Genomic DNA, 17,776 nt, shown 5'->3' on the forward strand with positions numbered 1-17,776 from the left:
GGCGTGAACGGTCCGCTCTGCGCCGTTTCAACTCTGCTGTCAGCTGGCTGGATTATTTCCTGTCTCAGGATATCAGCAGCCCCGCTGGCGGCCTGAGGCGATACGGCAGGCACACTGCCACGGTTACCCGCTTAGCGGATCAGTGAGAAAAAAAATCCGTTAATATTTCCGCCAGTTTTTCCGGCTGTTCGTCGGGAATAAAATGCCCGCATTCCCCGATAACCGCCCCGCTGACCTGCTCAGCCACGGCGCGCAGCGGGGTCGCCATATCCGGTATCGATCCCTGATCGGCACTGACCGCCAGCAGCGGCAGCGCCAGCTTTCCGGCCTGCGCGCGCTGGCGATTCTGGCCGGCCGACTGCTCAACCGCCCGGTAGTAAGCCAGCCCGGCCCGCAGCGCGCCGGGCTGCTGATACAGGCGCAGATATTCGGCGCGCGCCGCCGCATCTATCCGCTGCGGACTGGCCGCTTTACGGTTAAAGAACCAGTCCAGGTAGATCGCCTCCCGGCCGGCAATCAGCGCTTCCGGCAGATCGCTGACGCAGTGGAAGGCGAAATGCCAGGTTTTCCAGGCATTACCGCCGGCCACGGGCAGCGAGTCAGGCAGCGTAATGCCCGGAATGCCGCCATCCAGCAGCGCCAGCCGACTGACGTGCTGCGGAAACTGCGCCGCCAGCGACCAGGCGACCCAGGCACCGATATCGTGTCCCGCCAGATGAAAGCGCGTGATGCCGAGCTGCTGTAACAGCGCCATTACCCGCTGCGCTATGCTGTCAGTGTCATATCCGTCTGCCGGAAAATCAGAGTCACCCTGCCCGGGCAGATCCGGTGCGATCACCCGAAAACGACTAGCCAGCCGGGGAATGACTTCGCGCCACGCATAGCTGCTTTGCGGAAATCCAGCCAGCAGAACCACCACCTCCGCGTTTTCGCGTCCGGCGCTGAGATAATGGAGGCGCAGCGCTTCCACGCTGGCAAAGTGATGCTGGTAGTGCGGATTGTGTTGCATTGATTTGCTCCGAATTTTAGGAAATGATCGTTTCCATATTGGTTAAAAAATTTAGTCGAGTATTTTCAGGGCCAGCGGGATAACGCTTTCATCCGGCCGGGTCGCGGCCACTTTGCCGGCCACCCGCATGCCGAGCACAATACACAACATCAGCGAGGCGCTGGCTTCAGCATTCAGCGCCGGATTGATCGAGCCATCCTGCTGTCCCTGAACGATAAGCTGCTGCAGCGTCTGCTGATTACGCATCACCGCGTGGCTTACCGCCTCGGCCAGACCGTCATCCAGGGTCTGGATTTCTACTGCGCTGCCCGCCACCAGACATCCTCGCTCGCCTTCGACTTCGCGCACCGATTCAACATAAAACTGCAGCACCGCCGTCAGCTGTTCACGTCCGGTTTGACACTGCGCCAGCCGTTCGCGCAGCGCAGCCTGACGCAATGAGAGATAGCGCGCAAACACCTGGGCAAACAGCGAGCGTTTGTCAGTGAAGGCTTTATAAATGCTGCCGGTGGTGAGTTGCATGGCGCGGCTGAGATCGCCTATCGAGGTGGCGTGATAGCCTTTTTCGCGAAAAATCTGCATCGCACTGTCCAGCGCCGCTTCAGTGTGGAATGCCCGCGGTCGGCCCCGTTCTCTGACCCGATTATCATTGCGCATTGCCTGCCCTTTAGGAAACGTTCATTTCCTTAAAGATAGCCGGAATCTATCCATAATAAAAGAGGCGTATTTCGCCCTCGGCAAACCCAGGCTCTGAACAGCGGCCGGTCCGCTTTGCGGGAAGCTAAGCCCGACTGACCTGACGCAAAGCGCCGTTAGCGGTCGCTCATCTATACTGCAGGTTATCTTTGCTAAAGGAGCTCCCTCATGGGACTGAGCTGGTTTACCCTCTGGCCGCCACTGGCACGCGTATTGTTTGTTCTCGCTTCGTTAACCCTCATTCTTAGCGGCCTCTATCTGGCGGCACCGCTGATCAACCAGGTGCTACTGGCGATGCTGTTGTCGATCATGCTCGATCCGCTGATTAGCTGGCTGGAGAGGAAAAAGATCCCGCGTATTGTGTCGACGATACTGGTGATTATTTTGATGCTGATGGTGGTGGTGGTCACCATCATTAAACTGACGGTGCTGACCCCCGATTTGATGCAGCTCAGCCGTCAGGCACCGCTGCTGCTGGCCGCCCGACTGGAGCAGCTCACGCTGGCGTTTGCCCGGCTGGATATCGGTATTACGCCCGACCAGCTGTTGACCTTTATTGATGCGGGTGCCGTGGTACGGATAGTCACCGCCTTTCTGACGCAGATACCTGGCGTCATCTCCTGGTGGATCATGGTGTTTTTGATGCTGTTGTTTATGTTGTATGAATTGCCGCTGCTGAAAAAGACGCTACAACGGCGGGTAGCCGGAAAACATCAGGCGCTTTATCAGGCACTGCAGGAAGGGATTATGAGTGTGATCGTCTATGCACGGGTAAAAACCCTGACCAGCCTGCTTGGCGCACTGATCGTCGGCACCGGCGCGCATCTGCTGGGTCTGAAGTTTGCCTTTTTCTGGGGCGTACTGATGTTTGTGTTTAACTATGTGCCGGTGCTGGGCTCGTTTCTGGCGGCGATCCCACCGGTGATCCAGAGCTACATCATGTTTGATCTGCAGATGGCGCTGGCGGTTGCCGGCTTTTTCGTGGTGCTGAATCTGGGGCTGAGTTCAGTGATTGAACCGCTGCTGGTGGGCAAGCGGCTTGATATGTCGCTGACCAGCCAGTTACTGGCATTTCTGTTCTGGCAGGCTCTACTGGGGATAACCGGGGCGATTCTGGCGATTCCGTTAACCTATCTGATTAAAAAGGTCCTGCTGGCGGGTTATCCGCAGCAGCAGGACCTTCAGTCAGACTTAACGCCGTGAAGGCGTTTTAAGTCGCCATGAACGGGTAAGACGTTTCTCGATCTCCACCACGAAAAAGATGATTACGCTGACAATCAGTGAGATCAACCAGTAGTTGATCGGCAATGGGCGGGTACCAAACAGCGTATTCATCAGTGGCACGTAAATAATAATTGCCTGTAGCACAATCAGTACCAGCGTAACCAGCCAGATGCCGCGATTTTTCAGCAGACCGCGATCCAGAGAGAAGCCATCCGCGTTACGGCAGTTGAGCATATAGGCCCACTGTGCGGTTACCAGCATCTGCAGCAGCACAGTGCGGATAAATTCCGCGCTATAGCCACGCGGTTGCAGCCAGGCTTCCAGTACGAAGGCGCTGATTGAGATCAGCAAGCCAACAAACACCACGCGCCAGATGGCGTATCCATCCATCACGTGCGCTTTCACATTACGCGGCGGACGTCGCATCGCATTGGCTTCAGCGGGTTCAAACGCCAGGCCAAATGACAGCGTGGCGGAGGTGGCCATGTTCATCCATAGAATCTGTACCGGGGTAAGCGGCAGCAGGTTGCCCATCAGGATGGCGATAATAATCAGCAACCCCTGCGCCAGGTTGGTGGGCATGATGAACAGAATGGTCTTCTTGAGGTTGTCATAAACCCGACGTCCCTCTTTCACCGCAGCGGCAATGGTGGCGAAGTTGTCGTCAGCCAGGATCATATCTGCCGCCTCTTTCGTCACCTCGGTGCCTTTAATCCCCATCGCGATACCGACGTTGGCCTGTTTCAGCGCGGGCGCATCGTTGACGCCATCGCCGGTCATGCCGACGATTTCGCCACTGGCTTCCAGCGCTTTTACCAGCCGCAGTTTATGTTCCGGGCTGGTGCGGGCGAAAATATCGTAGGTTTTGGCCGCTTCAGCCAGTTCGGCATCGCTCATGTGTTCCAGCTGGTAGCCAGTAATGGCCGCCTGACTGTTGCCAATCCCCAGCATCTGACCAATTGCCATCGCGGTTTCCTGATGGTCACCGGTGATCATTTTGACGCGGATCCCCGCCTGCTGGCACTCATCAATCGCCGCGATCGCCTCAGGGCGCGGCGGATCCATCATGCAGGCCAGACCCAGCAGCACCATGTCATGTTTCAGCTCATCATGATCGAGCGAGGTAACCGGTGCAGCGGTTTTCTTCCACGCCGCCGCCACGGTACGTAAGCCTTCACTGGCGTAGGTGGTAATGGCGGCGTCCCAGTAGGCACGGTCGATCGGCTCTGCGCCCTCCGGCGTCTGCTGCTGCTGACACAAATTGAGCAGCACGTCTGGCGCGCCGGTCAGCAATACATAGGATTCATCGCCCGCCACGCAGCTGACCGACATATATTTATACAGGGAGTCAAACGGCAGTTTGCTGACCACCTCAACCGCCCCGGTGGCGGTCAGCCCTTTGGCCGCCAGCACTTTCAGCGCGCCTTCCGTCGGGCCGCCCACGATGGTCCAGTGACCCTGACTATCCTGACGAAGCTGGCTTTCATTACAGGTGTCGACCGCACGCAGGAACTGCTGGAACAGCGGATCCTGCGCGGCACTGATACTGCCTGCAGCGCCCTGCTCGGCCACGATCTCGCCTTTGGGTTCATAACTGTTGCCGCTGACGCGCCAGCGACTTTTCGCCAGCACCACCGCTTTGACCGTCATCTCATTCATGGTCAGGGTGCCGGTTTTATCGGAACAGATAACAGACATCGCACCCAGGGTTTCGACGGTCGGCAGCTTGCGGATAATCGCCTGGCTGCGCGCCATCGACTGCACGCCCAGCGACAGGATGATCGAAATAATCGCTGGCAGCCCTTCCGGCACCGCCGCAACCGCCAGGCTGATCACCGACAGCGACAGCTCGCCCAGCGGAATATCGCGCAGCAGATAGCCGAAAATAAACAGCGCCACCATCATCAGCAGGATGATGAAGAAAATCGCTTTACCCAGCTTATCGATCTGCACCAGCAACGGGGTTTTCACCTCTTTGATGCCGCTGATCATCTCATTGATATGACCGAGTTCAGTATCGCCACCGCTGGCAATGACCACGCCTGCCGCCGTGCCTGAACTGACGGTGGTGCCGGAAAAAGCCAGATTAAGGCGATCGCCCAGCGATTTTTCGCCGCTCAGCGTATCGACGCTTTTCGAGACTACTGTCGATTCACCGGTGAGAATCGCCTCTTCGACCCGCAGATTGTTTACTTCAAACAGCCGCAGATCTGCCGGGATTTTATCGCCAGGACGCAACATCACCACGTCTCCGACCACGATCTCGCGCGTTGGCACGGTGACCTGTTTACCATCACGAACCAGCATGGCTTCATTTGCCAGCATATTCTGGATGCTTTTCAAAGACTTCTCGGCGTTGCTTTCCTGGATAAATCCAATCAGTGCGTTAATGACAGCAACGCCGAGAATGACAAAGGTATCAACCCAGTGGCCCATGATCGCGGTAATCACCGCCGCAGCCAGCAGGATATAAATCAGTACGTCTTTGAAATGTGCGATAAATTTTAGCAGCGCAGACTTTTCTGCTTTTTGCGGTAGGGCATTTGGACCATATTTCTGCAGACGGTCATGTGCGGTGGCCGAGGTTAATCCCGCTGACGAACTTTGTAAGTCAGAAAATATCTCGGCCACACTGCGCTGATACCAGGGACGCTCGGATAAAGCAGGCGCTTTACCCTGTTTTTCGTTGTTTAGCATATATAAACCCCGTGCCATTAAGCGATGAATTAAAGGCGAAATTTAAAAAAAACGCATTTTGCGGGATGCAAAACCCACAGGTAATGACCGACATCATTTTTCTGCAAAAAAGGCCTGGTGAATGACAGGAATGGCTAAATTAAATTTAACCTATATTATCAGAATGACAACGTTGTTTTTGTTTAGCTAAGGTTTAGCCTGACTCATGCAGTGTGCATCGGTTTATATCGTGGCCTACAAAAGGAAACTTTGATGAAAAAACAGAGCATTATCGTGCTTTGCGGTTTCGTTATTCTCGCGGTTGCCGCGACCACGCTGGTGGGGTTATTAACCTGGCTGGTGGTTTCACAGATGGCAATCTGATAGGTAACAAACGAAGCGGCAGTGCCGTCTGGCTTAAAAATAACTTAAGAAAATTAAAATTTATTTTAAATCGGTGGCAATAAGCATCGGGCTGAATTATTCCTTAACGCTTATTAAACCGCGGCTAAAATAGCTGAAGTTAAGGCGAGGAAAATGATCAAACACAAAGTTATCCCTATTTTGCTCTGTTGTATTTTTATGACAGCCTGCGACGAGAAAAAACAGCCGGATGCGCCACCGCCACGCGTAATTAAAACATTCACAATTGAATCTGATGTTGCACAAAATATCCGTATTTTTCCTGCACGTATTCAGGCCGGTGACAATACCGATCTGGCGTTTAAGCGCGCAGGTCAGCTGATCACCCTGAATATTCGCGACGGCGCAGCGGTAAAAGCGGGTCAGACCCTCGCCACGCTCAACGACGCCGAAGCACAATTACGGGTGCGGGACCGTCAGACCAGTCTGCAACTCGCCGAACGGCAATATCAACGCTTCAGCACCCTGGCACAGCGCAGCGCCGTCTCAAAGTCGGAGATGGATGTGCAAAAAGCCAATCGCGATGCGGCGGCGACGGCGTTAAAACTCGCCAGGGAGGAGTTACAGTTCCTGACGCTGCGCGCGCCGTTTGATGGGGTGATCGCGCAGGTTCAGGTGCGTAATCACCAGGTGGTTGCGGCCGGGCAGCCGGTGGCGCTGCTGACCCGCGCAGATTTACTCGATGTGATTTTTACGCTGCCCGAAACCCTGTTTGCCAGTCTCGATATCCAGAACATCGACTATCAGCCCGAGGTGCAGTTCAATGCGCTGCCGGGCCGGGTGTTTAAAGCACAGTACAAGGAGCACACCAGCCAGACCGATGCCGCTACCCTGACCTACCAGGTAGTGCTGACCATGCCGCGCCCGGCAGATTTACCCGGCGTGGCGGGCCTGAGCGGTTCGGTGCGGGTTCAGTTGCATAATCTGCCCAATGCCCCGGCACTGCCGCGCCTGGTAGTGCCCGCCGCCGCGGTATTTAATCCCGATCACAGCCCGACTAATCAGCCGCACGTCTGGCTGGTGGAGCAACAGGGCGATGGTCTGCGGGTCAAAGATCGCCAGGTTGAGGTCGGCAGGCTGAGTGCCCAAGGCGTGGAGATCGTCAGCGGACTGAAACCGGGTGACCAGATTGTCGCCGCTGGCGTAGGTGAGCTGCGCGACGGTGAGGCGGTGCGGATCTGGCAGCGCGAGCGGGGGTTATAATGCGTATTCAGCAGCATTTCCTTGATAAGCCGATCCGCTACTGGATGATTATTCTGTTACTGGGCGTGGGCGGCATTTACGCCCTGCTCAATATCGGACGGCTGGAGGATCCGCTATTTACCATCAAATCAGCGGTGATTGTGACGCATTATCCCGGTGCCTCGGCGCAGCAGGTGGAAGAAGAGGTCACCCTGCCGCTGGAGAATGCCTTACAGCGCCTGCCGTCGCTGGATAACGTCAGTTCCATCTCGGCCAATGGTCTGTCACAAATCACCGTCAACATTCATACCAGCTACCTGGCCGATCAGCTGCCGCAGATCTGGGACGAACTGCGGCGGCGGGTTGATGATGCCACCCGCCAGTTCCCGCCAGGCGTTCAGGCACCGCTGGTCAACGACGATTTCGGCGATGTCTATGGCTACTTTTTTGTCATCCATGGCAAAGACTTCACCAACAGCGAACTGCGCAACTATGCCGATCAGCTGCGCCGCGATCTGGTGCTGGTGCCCGGCGTGGCGAAAGTCGCGGTGGCGGGCGTCGAGCAGGAAGAGATACGAATCGCCCTCTCCGCCGCTAAAATGACCGCCTACGGCCTGACGCCACAGCGGGTGGCCGAACTGCTCAGCCGCAACAACAGCGTAGCCAATGCCGGTAGCGTGCGGGTCGACAGTGAATCCATCCGCTTCCATTCAACCGGCGAGTTGCAGACGCTGGATGACCTGGCCAGCCTGCCAATTCTGCCAGCCGGCAGCCCGCAAAACGTTCATCTGCGCGACATCGCCACCCTGACGCGCGGCGTGACGGATAAACCGGCGAATCTCTATTTTGCCGATGGCGAGGCCGCGCTGGCGATAGGCGTCTCGTTTGCGCCAGGCGTCAACGTGATTGACGTCGGCGACGCGCTTTCCAGCAAGCTGGCGCGCTATCAGCAGGACACGCCGGCAGGCATTAGCCTGAAGGTGTTTTATAACCAGGCGCACGAGGTTAAGCAGTCGGTTGATGGCTTTATCCTTAACTTCCTGATGGCGCTGGCCATTGTGATCGGTACGCTGCTGCTGTTTATGGGCTTACGCAGCGGCGTGGTGATTGCCGCCTCGCTGGCGCTCAACGTGCTGGGCACGCTGCTGATCATGAATTTATTCAGCCTGGAGCTGCAGCGGATATCACTGGGGGCGTTAATCATTTCGCTGAGTATGCTGGTCGATAACGCTATCGTGGTGGTTGAAGGGGTCAAAATTGACCATCAGCGCGGCCAGCCCTTACAGCAGGCAATGAACCGGATGATACGCCGTAGCGCGTTGCCGCTGCTGGGTGCGACCGTGATCGCCATTATCGCTTTTGCCCCGATTGGTTTGTCACAGGACTCCACCGGCGAGTATTGCAAATCGCTGTTCCAGGTGTTGCTGATTTCGCTGATGCTGAGCTGGGTCACCGCGCTGACCTTAACCCCGGTATTCATTCGCTGGAGCGAGAAACGCCAGCCCTCCCACCGCCAGCCGGTGCAGCAGGACGCGCCTTACCAGGGCGTGGTTTTCCGCCTTTACCGCCAGATGCTCAGCGGCTTACTGCGTTTTCGTCTGACTACCCTGACCCTGATGGTGGCGCTGTTAGCCGTGTCGCTGTACGGCTTTGGTCTGGTTAAGCAGAATTTCTTTCCCTCCTCCAGCACGCCAATCTTCTTTACCGACCTGTGGCTGCCCTACGGCACCGATATTCACTACACCGCAGAGACGGCGGCCTCAATTGCGCGCTTTATCAATCAGGATCCGGCGGTAGAGGCGACGGTCACCACGGTTGGTCAGGGCGCGCTGCGCTTTACCCTGACCTATGATGGCGCTCGCCAGTACAGCAACTTTGCCCAGATCATGGTGCGGGTCAAAGATGCCGGTCAGCTGGATGCGTTAGCGCTGCAAACTGAACACTTTATTCAGCAGCACTACCCGCAGGTGAATGAGCGGATTAAACGCATTCAGTTTGGCAGCGCCAGCGACAGTGCAATCGCCCTGCGCGTCATCGGTCCCGATCCGGAAAAATTGCGCCACATTGCCAGCCAGCTGGACGCCATCTTCCTCGCGGACGGCACCACCTTCCCGGTGCGCAATGACTGGCAGGAGCGGAGCAAAGTGATCCGGCCGCTCTATTCTGCGCTGCGCGGCCAGGAGTTGGGCATTGATAAACGCGATATCGATCAGGCTCTGAGAATGAATTTCAGCGGCGATGCGGTGGGCATGTTTCGTGACGGCTCGCGACTGATGCCGGTGATGCTCTATCCGGCGGATGAGGAGCGTCAGGATATCGATCATATCGCCAATATTCAGCTGTGGAGTGCCGCCTTACAGCGCGTGATTCCACTCAGTAATGTGGTCGCGGACTTCCGGCTGGAGTGGGAAAACCCGCTGATCATGCGGCGTGATCGGATGCGGGTGCTGACGGTGCAGACCGATCCGGATCCCGCCGCAGGTTTAACCTCCGCGCAGATTGTCGCCCGGGTTAAGCCACAGATCGATCGGCTGGACTTGCCGGCGGGCTACCGGCTTGAGTGGGGCGGCGAACTGGAGAGTTCACGCGACGCGCAGCGCGGTTTGCTGAGTTCGCTGCCGGTGGGATTCCTGGCGATGTTCGTGATTACTATCCTGATGTTCAATTCGCTGCGTGACGCGCTGGCGATCTGGGCAACGGTGCCGCTGGCGCTGATCGGCGTCACCTGCGGCTTCCTGCTCACCGGTATTCCGTTTGGCTTTATGGCGCTGATTGGCCTGCTCAGCCTGTCAGGCATGCTGATCCGCAACGGTATCGTGCTGGTTGAGGAGATTCGCCTGCTGCAACAGGAAAAACCGCTGCAACAGGCAATTATTGATGCCGCAACCTCGCGTCTGCGCCCTATCCTGCTGACCGCCTTTACCACCGTGCTGGGCCTGTTGCCGCTGCTGCGTGACGTCTTCTTTCAGAGCATGGCGGTGGTGATTATTTTTGGGCTGGGCTTCGCCACCGTGTTAACCCTGCTGGTATTACCGGTGCTCTACCGCTGCCTGCATGGGCGGGAGGCGAAAAGTGAATAAAAGCGGGCTGGCGATGCTTAAGACGCTGGCCTGCATCACTGCTGTCTCCTTTTTTACCTTTTATCAGAGCTACGACAGCTATCACTACGACCCGGGCCTGGCGCTGAATGTGCTGAGCTTTGTGTCCACCATCGCTACGCCGCTCTACTTTTTACTCAACGGCTATATGGATGCGGGCGAGCAGCCTACCCCGGCGTGGCAACTGGGCAAAATCCGGCGTATTTTGCTGATTTTTTTGTTCTGGTTTGGCTTTTTCTGGTTTGCCGGCCTGCACAAGAAGGGCTATTTAATCCAGCCGTGGTTTGTGATTGCGTTAATGGTGATTTACGTTTCACATCCGCTGTTCGAACGGCTGATCCGGACGCCTGGCCGGATGGCGCTGGGGCTGCTGGGGCTGCTGATTTTTGCCTTTGGCTATGACCTGCTGGCCAGCCTCTATCCCAGTCAGCGGGCATTTTCACTGTTGCCGCAGTACCGTATCTGGACCTGGGTGCTCTATTACCTGTCTGGCCGGCTGATGGCAGCGCCGCAGGTGATAAGCCTGCTGATGTCGCCGCGAATAATCAAAAGCAGCCTGCTGTTGCTGCCCGCGGTCTGGCTGTTTACCTGGCTGTATGAGCGTTATTACTTTATCACCCGCTTTTTTGCCACCAGCAATGAGATAGTACTCACCGGCTCGCAGGTATACCTGCTGGTGGTGCTGATTGTGATCAGCATTAATGCCATCAGGCTACCGGCCAATAAACCGTGGATTACCCGTTTCCTGACCACGCTGGGCAAGACCATGACCGGCGTCTATATCCTGCACTATCTGATTTTCAATCTGCTGGCAGCGGCGATCCGAATTCAGACGCTGGGCGACAAACTGCTGGTTATCGCCCTGACGCTGCTGTTTTCGATGGCTATTTCACTGCTGATGCTGCGTATTCCCGGTGTCCGCAAGCTGATCAGCCTGTAGCAATCCCGCCGCGCCCAGCACCAGCGAGCCGGTGCAGACTGAGGTGACACGCTGTGCCTGTCGCGCCTGCTGACGCAGAAAGTCCAGCGTCTCAAGGTCGGACATCAGCGCGATTTGTCCCGGGCCGCCCGGCACGAAGATCACATCCAGCGGCGGACAGGCGTCGAACGTCATGTCAGGCAGAATCGACATGCCGCGATCGGAACGCACCGGCTGCAGGTCCTTCCACAGCAGATGGCAGGCAAACTGTGGCGCACGGGCAAACACTTCCCACGGACCGGTTAAGTCCAGCTGGGTAACATCAGGAAACAGCAACAGACCAATCTGTAGCGGGCGGCTCATGGTAAAACTCCCTGCGGATCATAAGAAAACATCATGCGATGATTAGCCCGCGCCGATCAATCTTTTGCGCCGCCAAAGAGAAGTAAGGTATCGCGCAGCGATGAGGGCAGGATCTGACCGTGACTTTGGCCAGCATAATGGGTCAGATGCAGGCTGGCTCCCGACTGACGCAGAATACCGGTCAGCTCAGCTTCTTCCCGTTGTAAATCGTCGGAGTGACCCGCACGGCGTTCGGTGACGCCGTCGCTCTCCATCAGATAAAGAGACAGCGGCTGCAGCGCACGCGGATCGGCTTGTCGCGCCAGTCCGATGATGCGTTGCTGGTTCCAGCCCAGCGACGGAGCCGCAGCAAAGTAATGACTGAACCAGGCGGCGTGGTAAAAGGTATCCAGCACGAACAGCCCGCCGTAGGAGTGGCCCCACAGGCCACGCTGATGCGGATCGCTGGCGGCCTGAGCCTCGACCCACGGAACAATACTTTCCAGCAGCAGCTGACGAAACTGCTGACTGCCGCCGCCCTTACGACCGTGTGGCTGAATCACCTCCGGATTCGGTGCATCGTTGGGTGGGGTGTAATCGTAGCTGCGCGCCACCACGTCAAACGGCAGCCGGGTGTCATAGCCGACCGCCACCAGCACCGGCGCGTTGCCATTGCGCAGCTGTTTTAGCTGGTTCTCGGTCAGATGATCCATTGCCGCATTACCGTCCAGCATATACAGCACCGGATATCCCGCGGGCGGAGCCGCCGTTTTCGGAATGCCCAGCCAGACCCGGTAGTGCCGTTCACCGTCCTGCGAGTCAAAGGTCCGGCTTTCGAAGCGGTACCACGCCGAGCCTTTGTCGGCGATATTTTCACCTAACGGGCGCAGGTCGGGTCGGGCTTCGGCTGGCATCACCGAAAAAAGGGCAGCGAGAGAGAGCAGCAACGGAAGGCAATAATGGAAGGTTTTACGGGCAGAATTCATTCAGCAGCGCCTGTTTATTCATTAACAAAAATTAACTGACCGGCATGCTAACAAATATCTGCCACAATAAAATCCCGCTGTTGCTGGGGTTATCCCGGCTTAAGGCAGCCCGAAATAGCGTAATAACCCCGTCATCAGCGCCGCACCGAGAATAATGATAATCAGTGGCGCACGACGCCATGCCAGTAACAGCGCAAAGCCAACGCCGATGACCCGCGCCATGCCGGAAAAATGCTGACCCTCAAACAAGGTGGTAGTGGCAGCCACAGCTAACAGCAAGACCGTAGCGGCGTCCGACAGCATTTGCTGACTGCGTTCACTGAGCGGTAAGCGATTCCCCAGCCTGACCCCGGCGAAGCGCATCAGCCAGGTACCGGCGGCCAGCAGGGCTATACCGGCGATGACCATCATCGGGTGGCTCATTTACGCGATCTCCATGCCAGCAGGCCCAGCAACGAAAACAGCACCGGCATGCCAGCCGGCACCAGCGGCGTCGCCAGCAGCGACAGAGCAGCGCCGAGCACGGCGGGAATTCGGGTTCGCCGCTGACGCAGCGCCGGGAAAATCAGCGCAATCAGGATGGCCGGAAACACCGCATCCAGTCCGATGACCGAGGTATCCGGAATGAACTGGCCGATGGCCGCGCCGGTCATAACGCTGATCGGCCAAATCAGGCCAATACCGATGCCGCATAGCCAGTAGGCGCTGCGCCGCTGTGCCAGTTGCGGCTGAGATATACCAAACACCACGCTTTCATCGTTCATAATGTGGCAACCCAGCCAGCCGGAGGGACCGCGTCCCACCAGATCTTTCACCGCAATGCCAAACGGCAAGTGGCGGGCATTAACCAGCAGACCCGCCGCTGCTGCGGTGAACGGACTGCCGCCGCCGGCCACCACGCCGATAAACAAAAACTCCGAGGCGCCGGCCAGCACCAGGGTGGAGAGCGCCAGTGGCACCCACAACGGAAATCCATCGGCGGTTGCCAGCGATCCATACGATAAACCAACAATGCCATCAGCCAGACAGACCAGGAAAATGGCCTTCACCACTCCTTTGTCCAGCAACTTTGTTTGCGGAAACAGCATAACCTGATCTCATAATGAACGAATTATCCATTATAATGAACATCGCCAGGCTGTTTTACAAGATGAACGTTACGTTCGTTATAAAAAACGATCACACTGCAGGAGCTCCTTTGAATACCCCTATCAGCATTATCGCCAACGCTTTAGTCCGTGAACGTCAGCGGGCCGGCTTATCGCTGGCAGAAGTGGCACGTCGCGCGGGTATCGCCAAATCCACCCTGTCACAGCTGGAAGCGGGCAACGGTAATCCCGGCATCGAGACGCTGTGGTCGCTTTGCGTGACCCTCAATATTCCTTTTTCACGTCTGATGGAGCCGGAAGCGCGCCGTATGCAGGTAATTCGCCGGGGTGAAGGACCGACGGTGACCGCCGATCTGGCCGACTATCAGGCGGTATTGCTGGCGACCTGTCCGCCAGGCGCACGCCGCGATATCTATCTGTTGCAGGTTCAGCCCGGTAGCGATCGCTGTTCTCAGCCGCACTCCCCGAATACAATTGAGCACATCATCGTGGCGAAAGGCCGGGCGCTGGTCGGTCCGGTTAATTCACCGGTCGAACTGGAAGTGGGCGATTACATAACCTATCCCGGCGACGAGCCGCATATTTTCCGCGCGCTGGAAGCCGATACCCTGGCGCTGCTGGTGATGGAGCATATCTAGGCGTCGTTCAGCCCTCAGCCATGCGCTTGCGCGTCGCCTCAGGTGTGAGGTGATGCACCAGCTGCACCTGTGAGCTCAGCTCAATCGCCGGATAGTGTTCACGCATCCCGGCCAGCAGCACCGCATCCGGCCACTCTGCCTGTTTTCCTAATCTCTCCGCTGCCGCACTCAACGGCAGCGTCTCAACGCTCGTCACCCACACCACCAGCGCGTCAGCTGGATTTTGCTGATTACAGTAGCGCAGCGGGCCGGGGCGGATATCCCCTTCCTGCCAGCGCAGAGTATGGGTTTTTTCACCGCGTCGGACGGCGGGCAACAGGCGCGGCACGATTGAGAGTTGTTGCATTCCCGACTCCCGGTTAAGTTAATCCTGTCTGTTCAGACTGTACTGAACAGGCCACCTGAATCAAACCATCGGCTGCTATCGCTGCGTCGATCAATTCCGGAGAAGAGTGACTATGCCTCAAAAGACGGTGCGACAACATACCGGACCACAACGTATTGCCGTCATCGGTGCGGGCGTGCTGGGCTTAGCGGTCGCCCGATCGCTGGCCAGCCAGGGCGCGCAGGTGACGCTGTTTGAGCAACACGATCCCGGTAGCGGCACCAGTCAGATCAGCTATGGCTGGGTGAATGCCAACGGCAAAGATCCGGCCAGCTATCATCGGCTCAATGCGGCGGCTATAGACGAGCACAAGCGCTGGCAGGCTCAGCATCCCACGCCAGCGCCGTGGCTGCTGGAAACCGGCACGCTGGAGTGGGCAGCCGATCCGGCGACCCGGCGTCAGCTGGAACAACGGGTAGCAAAACTTAAGGCGCTCGATTACCCGTCAGAACCCTACGATCGCGCCAGACTGCAGGCTGCCCTGCCGGAACTGCGACTCGATCCCCGGGTGCAGCAGGGATGGTATTTTCCCTCTGAATGCCTGATTTATCCGAGCCTGTTTATCGCCCGAATGCTGGCCGATCTGCGCCTGCTGGGCAGCGAGCTGATCTGTCACGATCAGGTGACTACGCTCTCTACCGCTGACCAGGGAGTTTCAGTGACGCTGGCCAGTGGCAACTGCTGGCATGGCGATCAGCTGGTGCTGGCAACCGGCCGCTGGTCAGCCGAATTGCTGGCGCAGTGTGGCCTTGAACTGGCGATGACCGATGCTAATCGTGCCGACCCCGCTGCCTGCAGCTTTCTGGCGCATACGCAGCCCCTGCCGGTTCAGCTCAATTGCAACATCATTACCCCGGAACTGAACGTGCGGCCCGATGGCGGTGGTCGCATGATGTTGCAGGCGCTGGATCTGGATCAGCATGCCGATCCGGCACGTCCGGTTGCGGCAGATGGGATGATCGGTAACGAACTGCTGCGTCGCCTGCGGCGGCTGTTTGCCAACAGTGACAGTGCGCGGATCGAACGGATTGAGGTCGGACAACGCTCACGCCCGGCTGATGGATTACCGGCGATTGGCTATGTCAGCGGCCTGCCAGGTGTTTATCTGATGGTGAGCCACAGCGGTATGACGCTGGCACCGTTACTCGGCAAGCTGGTGGCCGGGGAGATGATGAGCGGCGCACGTCCCGCGATGCTGGCTGACTTTGCGCCGGATCGGTTAGTGCGCCCGCTCAGTGACGAGCAGAATGTTGCTGCGCCAGCCTATCTGCCGGCGGCGCAGTAAAAGCTAGCGACGATTTTTCCAGACGGTCTGGACGTTACAGAATTCGTGCACGCCAAAGTGTGACAGTTCACGTCCGTAGCCACTTTTTTTCACGCCACCGATCGTCACCCGTGGATCAGAAGCGCCGTTACCATTGATAAATACGGCGCCCACTTCCAGCTCTGACGCCAGCCGATCGGCAATCTCTTCATTGGCGGTCCACACCGTTGCGCTCAGACCAAACTCACTGTCATTGGCGATCGCCAGAGCATGCTGCGGATCCCGCGCCACCGCAATAGCCGCCACCGGTCCGAACAGTTCCTGCTGGAAAGCGGTCATGTTAGGGGTGACGTCTGACAGAATGGTCGGCGCATAGTAATTACCCTGCCCCGCTACTTTTTCACCGCCGAGCACCAGACGCGCGCCTTCACGCAGCGTGGCTTCGACCTGCTGATGCAGTTCATCCCGCAGATCGGTGCGTGCCATGGGTCCGAGGAAGGTGTTTTCATCCAGCGGATCGCCGATCGTCAACGCCTGAACGGCAGCGGTGAAACGTTTTTCGAACGCTTCCGCCACGGGCGCTTCAACGATAAAGCGTTTAGCCGCCATACAGACCTGTCCGGTGTTCTGGAAGCGACCAATCACCGCTGATTTCACGGCTTCATCCAGATCGGCATCCGCCAGCACGATAAACGGATCGGATCCGCCCAGCTCTAATACAGTTTTTTTCAGGGCGGCACCGGCCTGCGCGGCAATCGCAGCGCCAGCCCGCACGCTACCGGTCACCGCGACGGCAGCAATGCGATCGTCTTTGATCGCGGCGGAGACGCCATCATTGTCGACGTTGATCAGGTTAAAGCCACCCGCCGGCAGATCGGTAGCGTCGAACAGCTCAGCCATCAGCGTCGCGCTTCCCATGACGTTAGGCGCGTGTTTGAGCAGATAGGTGTTGCCTGCCAGCAGCATGCTGACTGCGCCGCGCAGAACCTGCCACAGAGGGAAATTCCACGGCATCACAGCCAGGATCACGCCGAGCGGACGGAAACGTTGCCACGCATCGGCAACCTGAGTTGGCTGGTCAGCCAGCATTGCCGGGCCATGTTCTGCATACCAGTCGCATAAGTTAGCGCATTTAAGTACTTCAGCCCGCGCCTGAGCGATAGGTTTACCCATTTCCAGGGTAATGGTGCGTGAGAGTTGAGCTTCACGCAGGCGGATCTGTTCGCCCAGCTGACGCAGAACTGCAACCCGCGTTGCCATTGTGCTGTGTCGCCATTGTGAAAAAGCGTCAGCACTGCGGCTCAGGCTCTGTTCCAGCTCTTCGGCAGTCAGCAGCGGATAGCGTGCAATTTCTTCGCCAGTGGTAGGGTTACGTGAGATGGCATAGTCAGTCATGATGCACTTTCCTCATTCAGAAAACAGTTCCACCACCATACGCGCCGCCCTTAGTGATGAAAAATGAATAATAATGAGGAAGTTCTTTAGGGTTTGAGAATTAATATCCTGCTGATGCCGTCTGTCAGATTGTCAGGATCGCTTGACTGGCAGCGATCGCGATAATAATCCTGACTCTCGCCGTTACCAGACATAATGTTATGTGCTGCCGGCAGTTATCCACTTATACAGTGATTAGTTCCTATATAACGATCCTAAAGAGATCATATAGAGATCCTAAGAGATCCCCGATCGTCGCAGGCCGCACCCCACAAGGGCTGAAAGGGTGATCGCGTTCACTATAATCAGTAAAGTGTTCACTGTAATCAGTACTTTATTCACTGTACCAGGTAGAATGTTCACTATAAACAGTGCTAATGTTCACTGTAGT

Annotated in this window: 14 protein-coding genes and 1 pseudogene; 6 read left to right on the forward strand and 9 right to left on the reverse strand. The window is 57.2% G+C overall.

Annotated features, from left to right (window positions below; all coding sequences use genetic code 11):
- Positions 1-139: 139 nt before the first annotated feature.
- Complete coding sequence (locus AC6I8I_RS23040; protein ID WP_497828774.1) at positions 140-1,009, reverse strand: alpha/beta fold hydrolase; 870 nt, start codon at positions 1,007-1,009, stop codon at positions 140-142.
- A 51-nt stretch (positions 1,010-1,060) separates the two neighbouring features.
- Complete coding sequence (locus AC6I8I_RS23045) at positions 1,061-1,666, reverse strand: TetR/AcrR family transcriptional regulator (RefSeq protein ID WP_312055526.1); 606 nt, start codon at positions 1,664-1,666, stop codon at positions 1,061-1,063.
- A 207-nt stretch (positions 1,667-1,873) separates the two neighbouring features.
- On the opposite strand from AC6I8I_RS23045, the gene AC6I8I_RS23050 reads away from it, so the two are divergent.
- Positions 1,874-2,908 carry an AI-2E family transporter gene (locus tag AC6I8I_RS23050; protein WP_497828775.1) on the forward strand — a complete coding sequence of 345 codons (1,035 nt, stop codon included), beginning with the start codon at positions 1,874-1,876 and terminating at the stop codon, positions 2,906-2,908.
- On the opposite strand, the gene AC6I8I_RS23055 is transcribed toward AC6I8I_RS23050, so the two are convergent.
- Positions 2,897-5,626: a cation-transporting P-type ATPase gene (locus AC6I8I_RS23055; protein WP_497828776.1), complete on the reverse strand. Its 2,730-nt coding sequence runs from the start codon at positions 5,624-5,626 to the stop codon at positions 2,897-2,899. The two genes, AC6I8I_RS23050 and AC6I8I_RS23055, sit on opposite strands and share 12 nt — an antisense overlap.
- Positions 5,627-6,142: 516 nt before the next feature.
- Here AC6I8I_RS23055 and AC6I8I_RS23060 point away from each other — a divergent pair.
- The 3 genes from AC6I8I_RS23060 to AC6I8I_RS23070 are packed head-to-tail and all read left to right on the forward strand — an operon-like array spanning position 6,143 to position 11,248.
- Positions 6,143-7,231, forward strand: a complete 1,089-nt coding sequence (locus AC6I8I_RS23060) for an efflux RND transporter periplasmic adaptor subunit (RefSeq protein ID WP_497828777.1) — start codon at positions 6,143-6,145, stop codon at positions 7,229-7,231.
- Positions 7,231-10,290 (forward strand): efflux RND transporter permease subunit, encoded by a 3,060-nt coding sequence (locus AC6I8I_RS23065; RefSeq protein ID WP_312757710.1) that lies wholly within the window; start codon positions 7,231-7,233, stop codon positions 10,288-10,290. Before AC6I8I_RS23060 ends, AC6I8I_RS23065 begins: the two co-directional genes overlap by 1 nt.
- On the forward strand, positions 10,283-11,248 hold the full coding sequence (locus AC6I8I_RS23070) for an acyltransferase family protein (RefSeq protein ID WP_497828778.1): 966 nt from the start codon (positions 10,283-10,285) through the stop codon (positions 11,246-11,248). The genes AC6I8I_RS23065 and AC6I8I_RS23070 overlap by 8 nt, the downstream gene beginning before the upstream one ends.
- Here AC6I8I_RS23070 and AC6I8I_RS23075 read toward each other — a convergent pair.
- The 4 genes and pseudogenes from AC6I8I_RS23075 to AC6I8I_RS23090 form a co-directional block, all read right to left on the reverse strand.
- Positions 11,243-11,590 (reverse strand): annotated as a pseudogene (locus AC6I8I_RS23075) (DJ-1/PfpI family protein); the annotation flags it as partial. The gene AC6I8I_RS23070 and the pseudogene AC6I8I_RS23075 overlap by 6 nt on opposite strands.
- Before the next feature lie 56 nt (positions 11,591-11,646).
- On the reverse strand, positions 11,647-12,555 hold the full coding sequence (locus tag AC6I8I_RS23080; protein ID WP_312055532.1) for an alpha/beta hydrolase: 909 nt from the start codon (positions 12,553-12,555) through the stop codon (positions 11,647-11,649).
- Positions 12,556-12,654: 99 nt separating this feature from the next.
- Positions 12,655-12,978, reverse strand: a complete 324-nt coding sequence (locus AC6I8I_RS23085) for an AzlD domain-containing protein (RefSeq protein ID WP_312055533.1) — start codon at positions 12,976-12,978, stop codon at positions 12,655-12,657.
- Positions 12,975-13,643, reverse strand: coding sequence for an AzlC family ABC transporter permease (locus AC6I8I_RS23090; protein ID WP_312055534.1), 669 nt, complete (start codon positions 13,641-13,643; stop codon positions 12,975-12,977). The genes AC6I8I_RS23085 and AC6I8I_RS23090 overlap by 4 nt, the downstream gene beginning before the upstream one ends.
- A gap of 110 nt (positions 13,644-13,753) precedes the next feature.
- Here AC6I8I_RS23090 and AC6I8I_RS23095 point away from each other — a divergent pair, with 110 nt between their 5' ends.
- Positions 13,754-14,302: a helix-turn-helix domain-containing protein gene (locus tag AC6I8I_RS23095; RefSeq protein WP_312055535.1), complete on the forward strand. Its 549-nt coding sequence runs from the start codon at positions 13,754-13,756 to the stop codon at positions 14,300-14,302.
- A 7-nt stretch (positions 14,303-14,309) separates the two neighbouring features.
- Here AC6I8I_RS23095 and AC6I8I_RS23100 read toward each other — a convergent pair whose 3' ends face one another.
- Entirely contained in the window at positions 14,310-14,648 is a 339-nt protein-coding gene (locus tag AC6I8I_RS23100) for a hypothetical protein (protein WP_312055536.1), read from the reverse strand.
- Positions 14,649-14,760: 112 nt separating this feature from the next.
- On the opposite strand from AC6I8I_RS23100, the gene AC6I8I_RS23105 reads away from it, so the two are divergent.
- Positions 14,761-15,972, forward strand: coding sequence for an NAD(P)/FAD-dependent oxidoreductase (locus AC6I8I_RS23105; RefSeq protein WP_312055537.1), 1,212 nt, complete (start codon positions 14,761-14,763; stop codon positions 15,970-15,972).
- A gap of 3 nt (positions 15,973-15,975) precedes the next feature.
- Here AC6I8I_RS23105 and AC6I8I_RS23110 read toward each other — a convergent pair whose 3' ends face one another.
- Positions 15,976-17,346 carry an aldehyde dehydrogenase family protein gene (locus AC6I8I_RS23110; RefSeq protein WP_312055538.1) on the reverse strand — a complete coding sequence of 457 codons (1,371 nt, stop codon included), beginning with the start codon at positions 17,344-17,346 and terminating at the stop codon, positions 15,976-15,978.
- Between the last annotated feature and the right edge of the window lie 430 nt (positions 17,347-17,776).

It is taken from the genome of Pantoea sp. X-Soil-YNGN-775, from assembly GCF_059730575.1.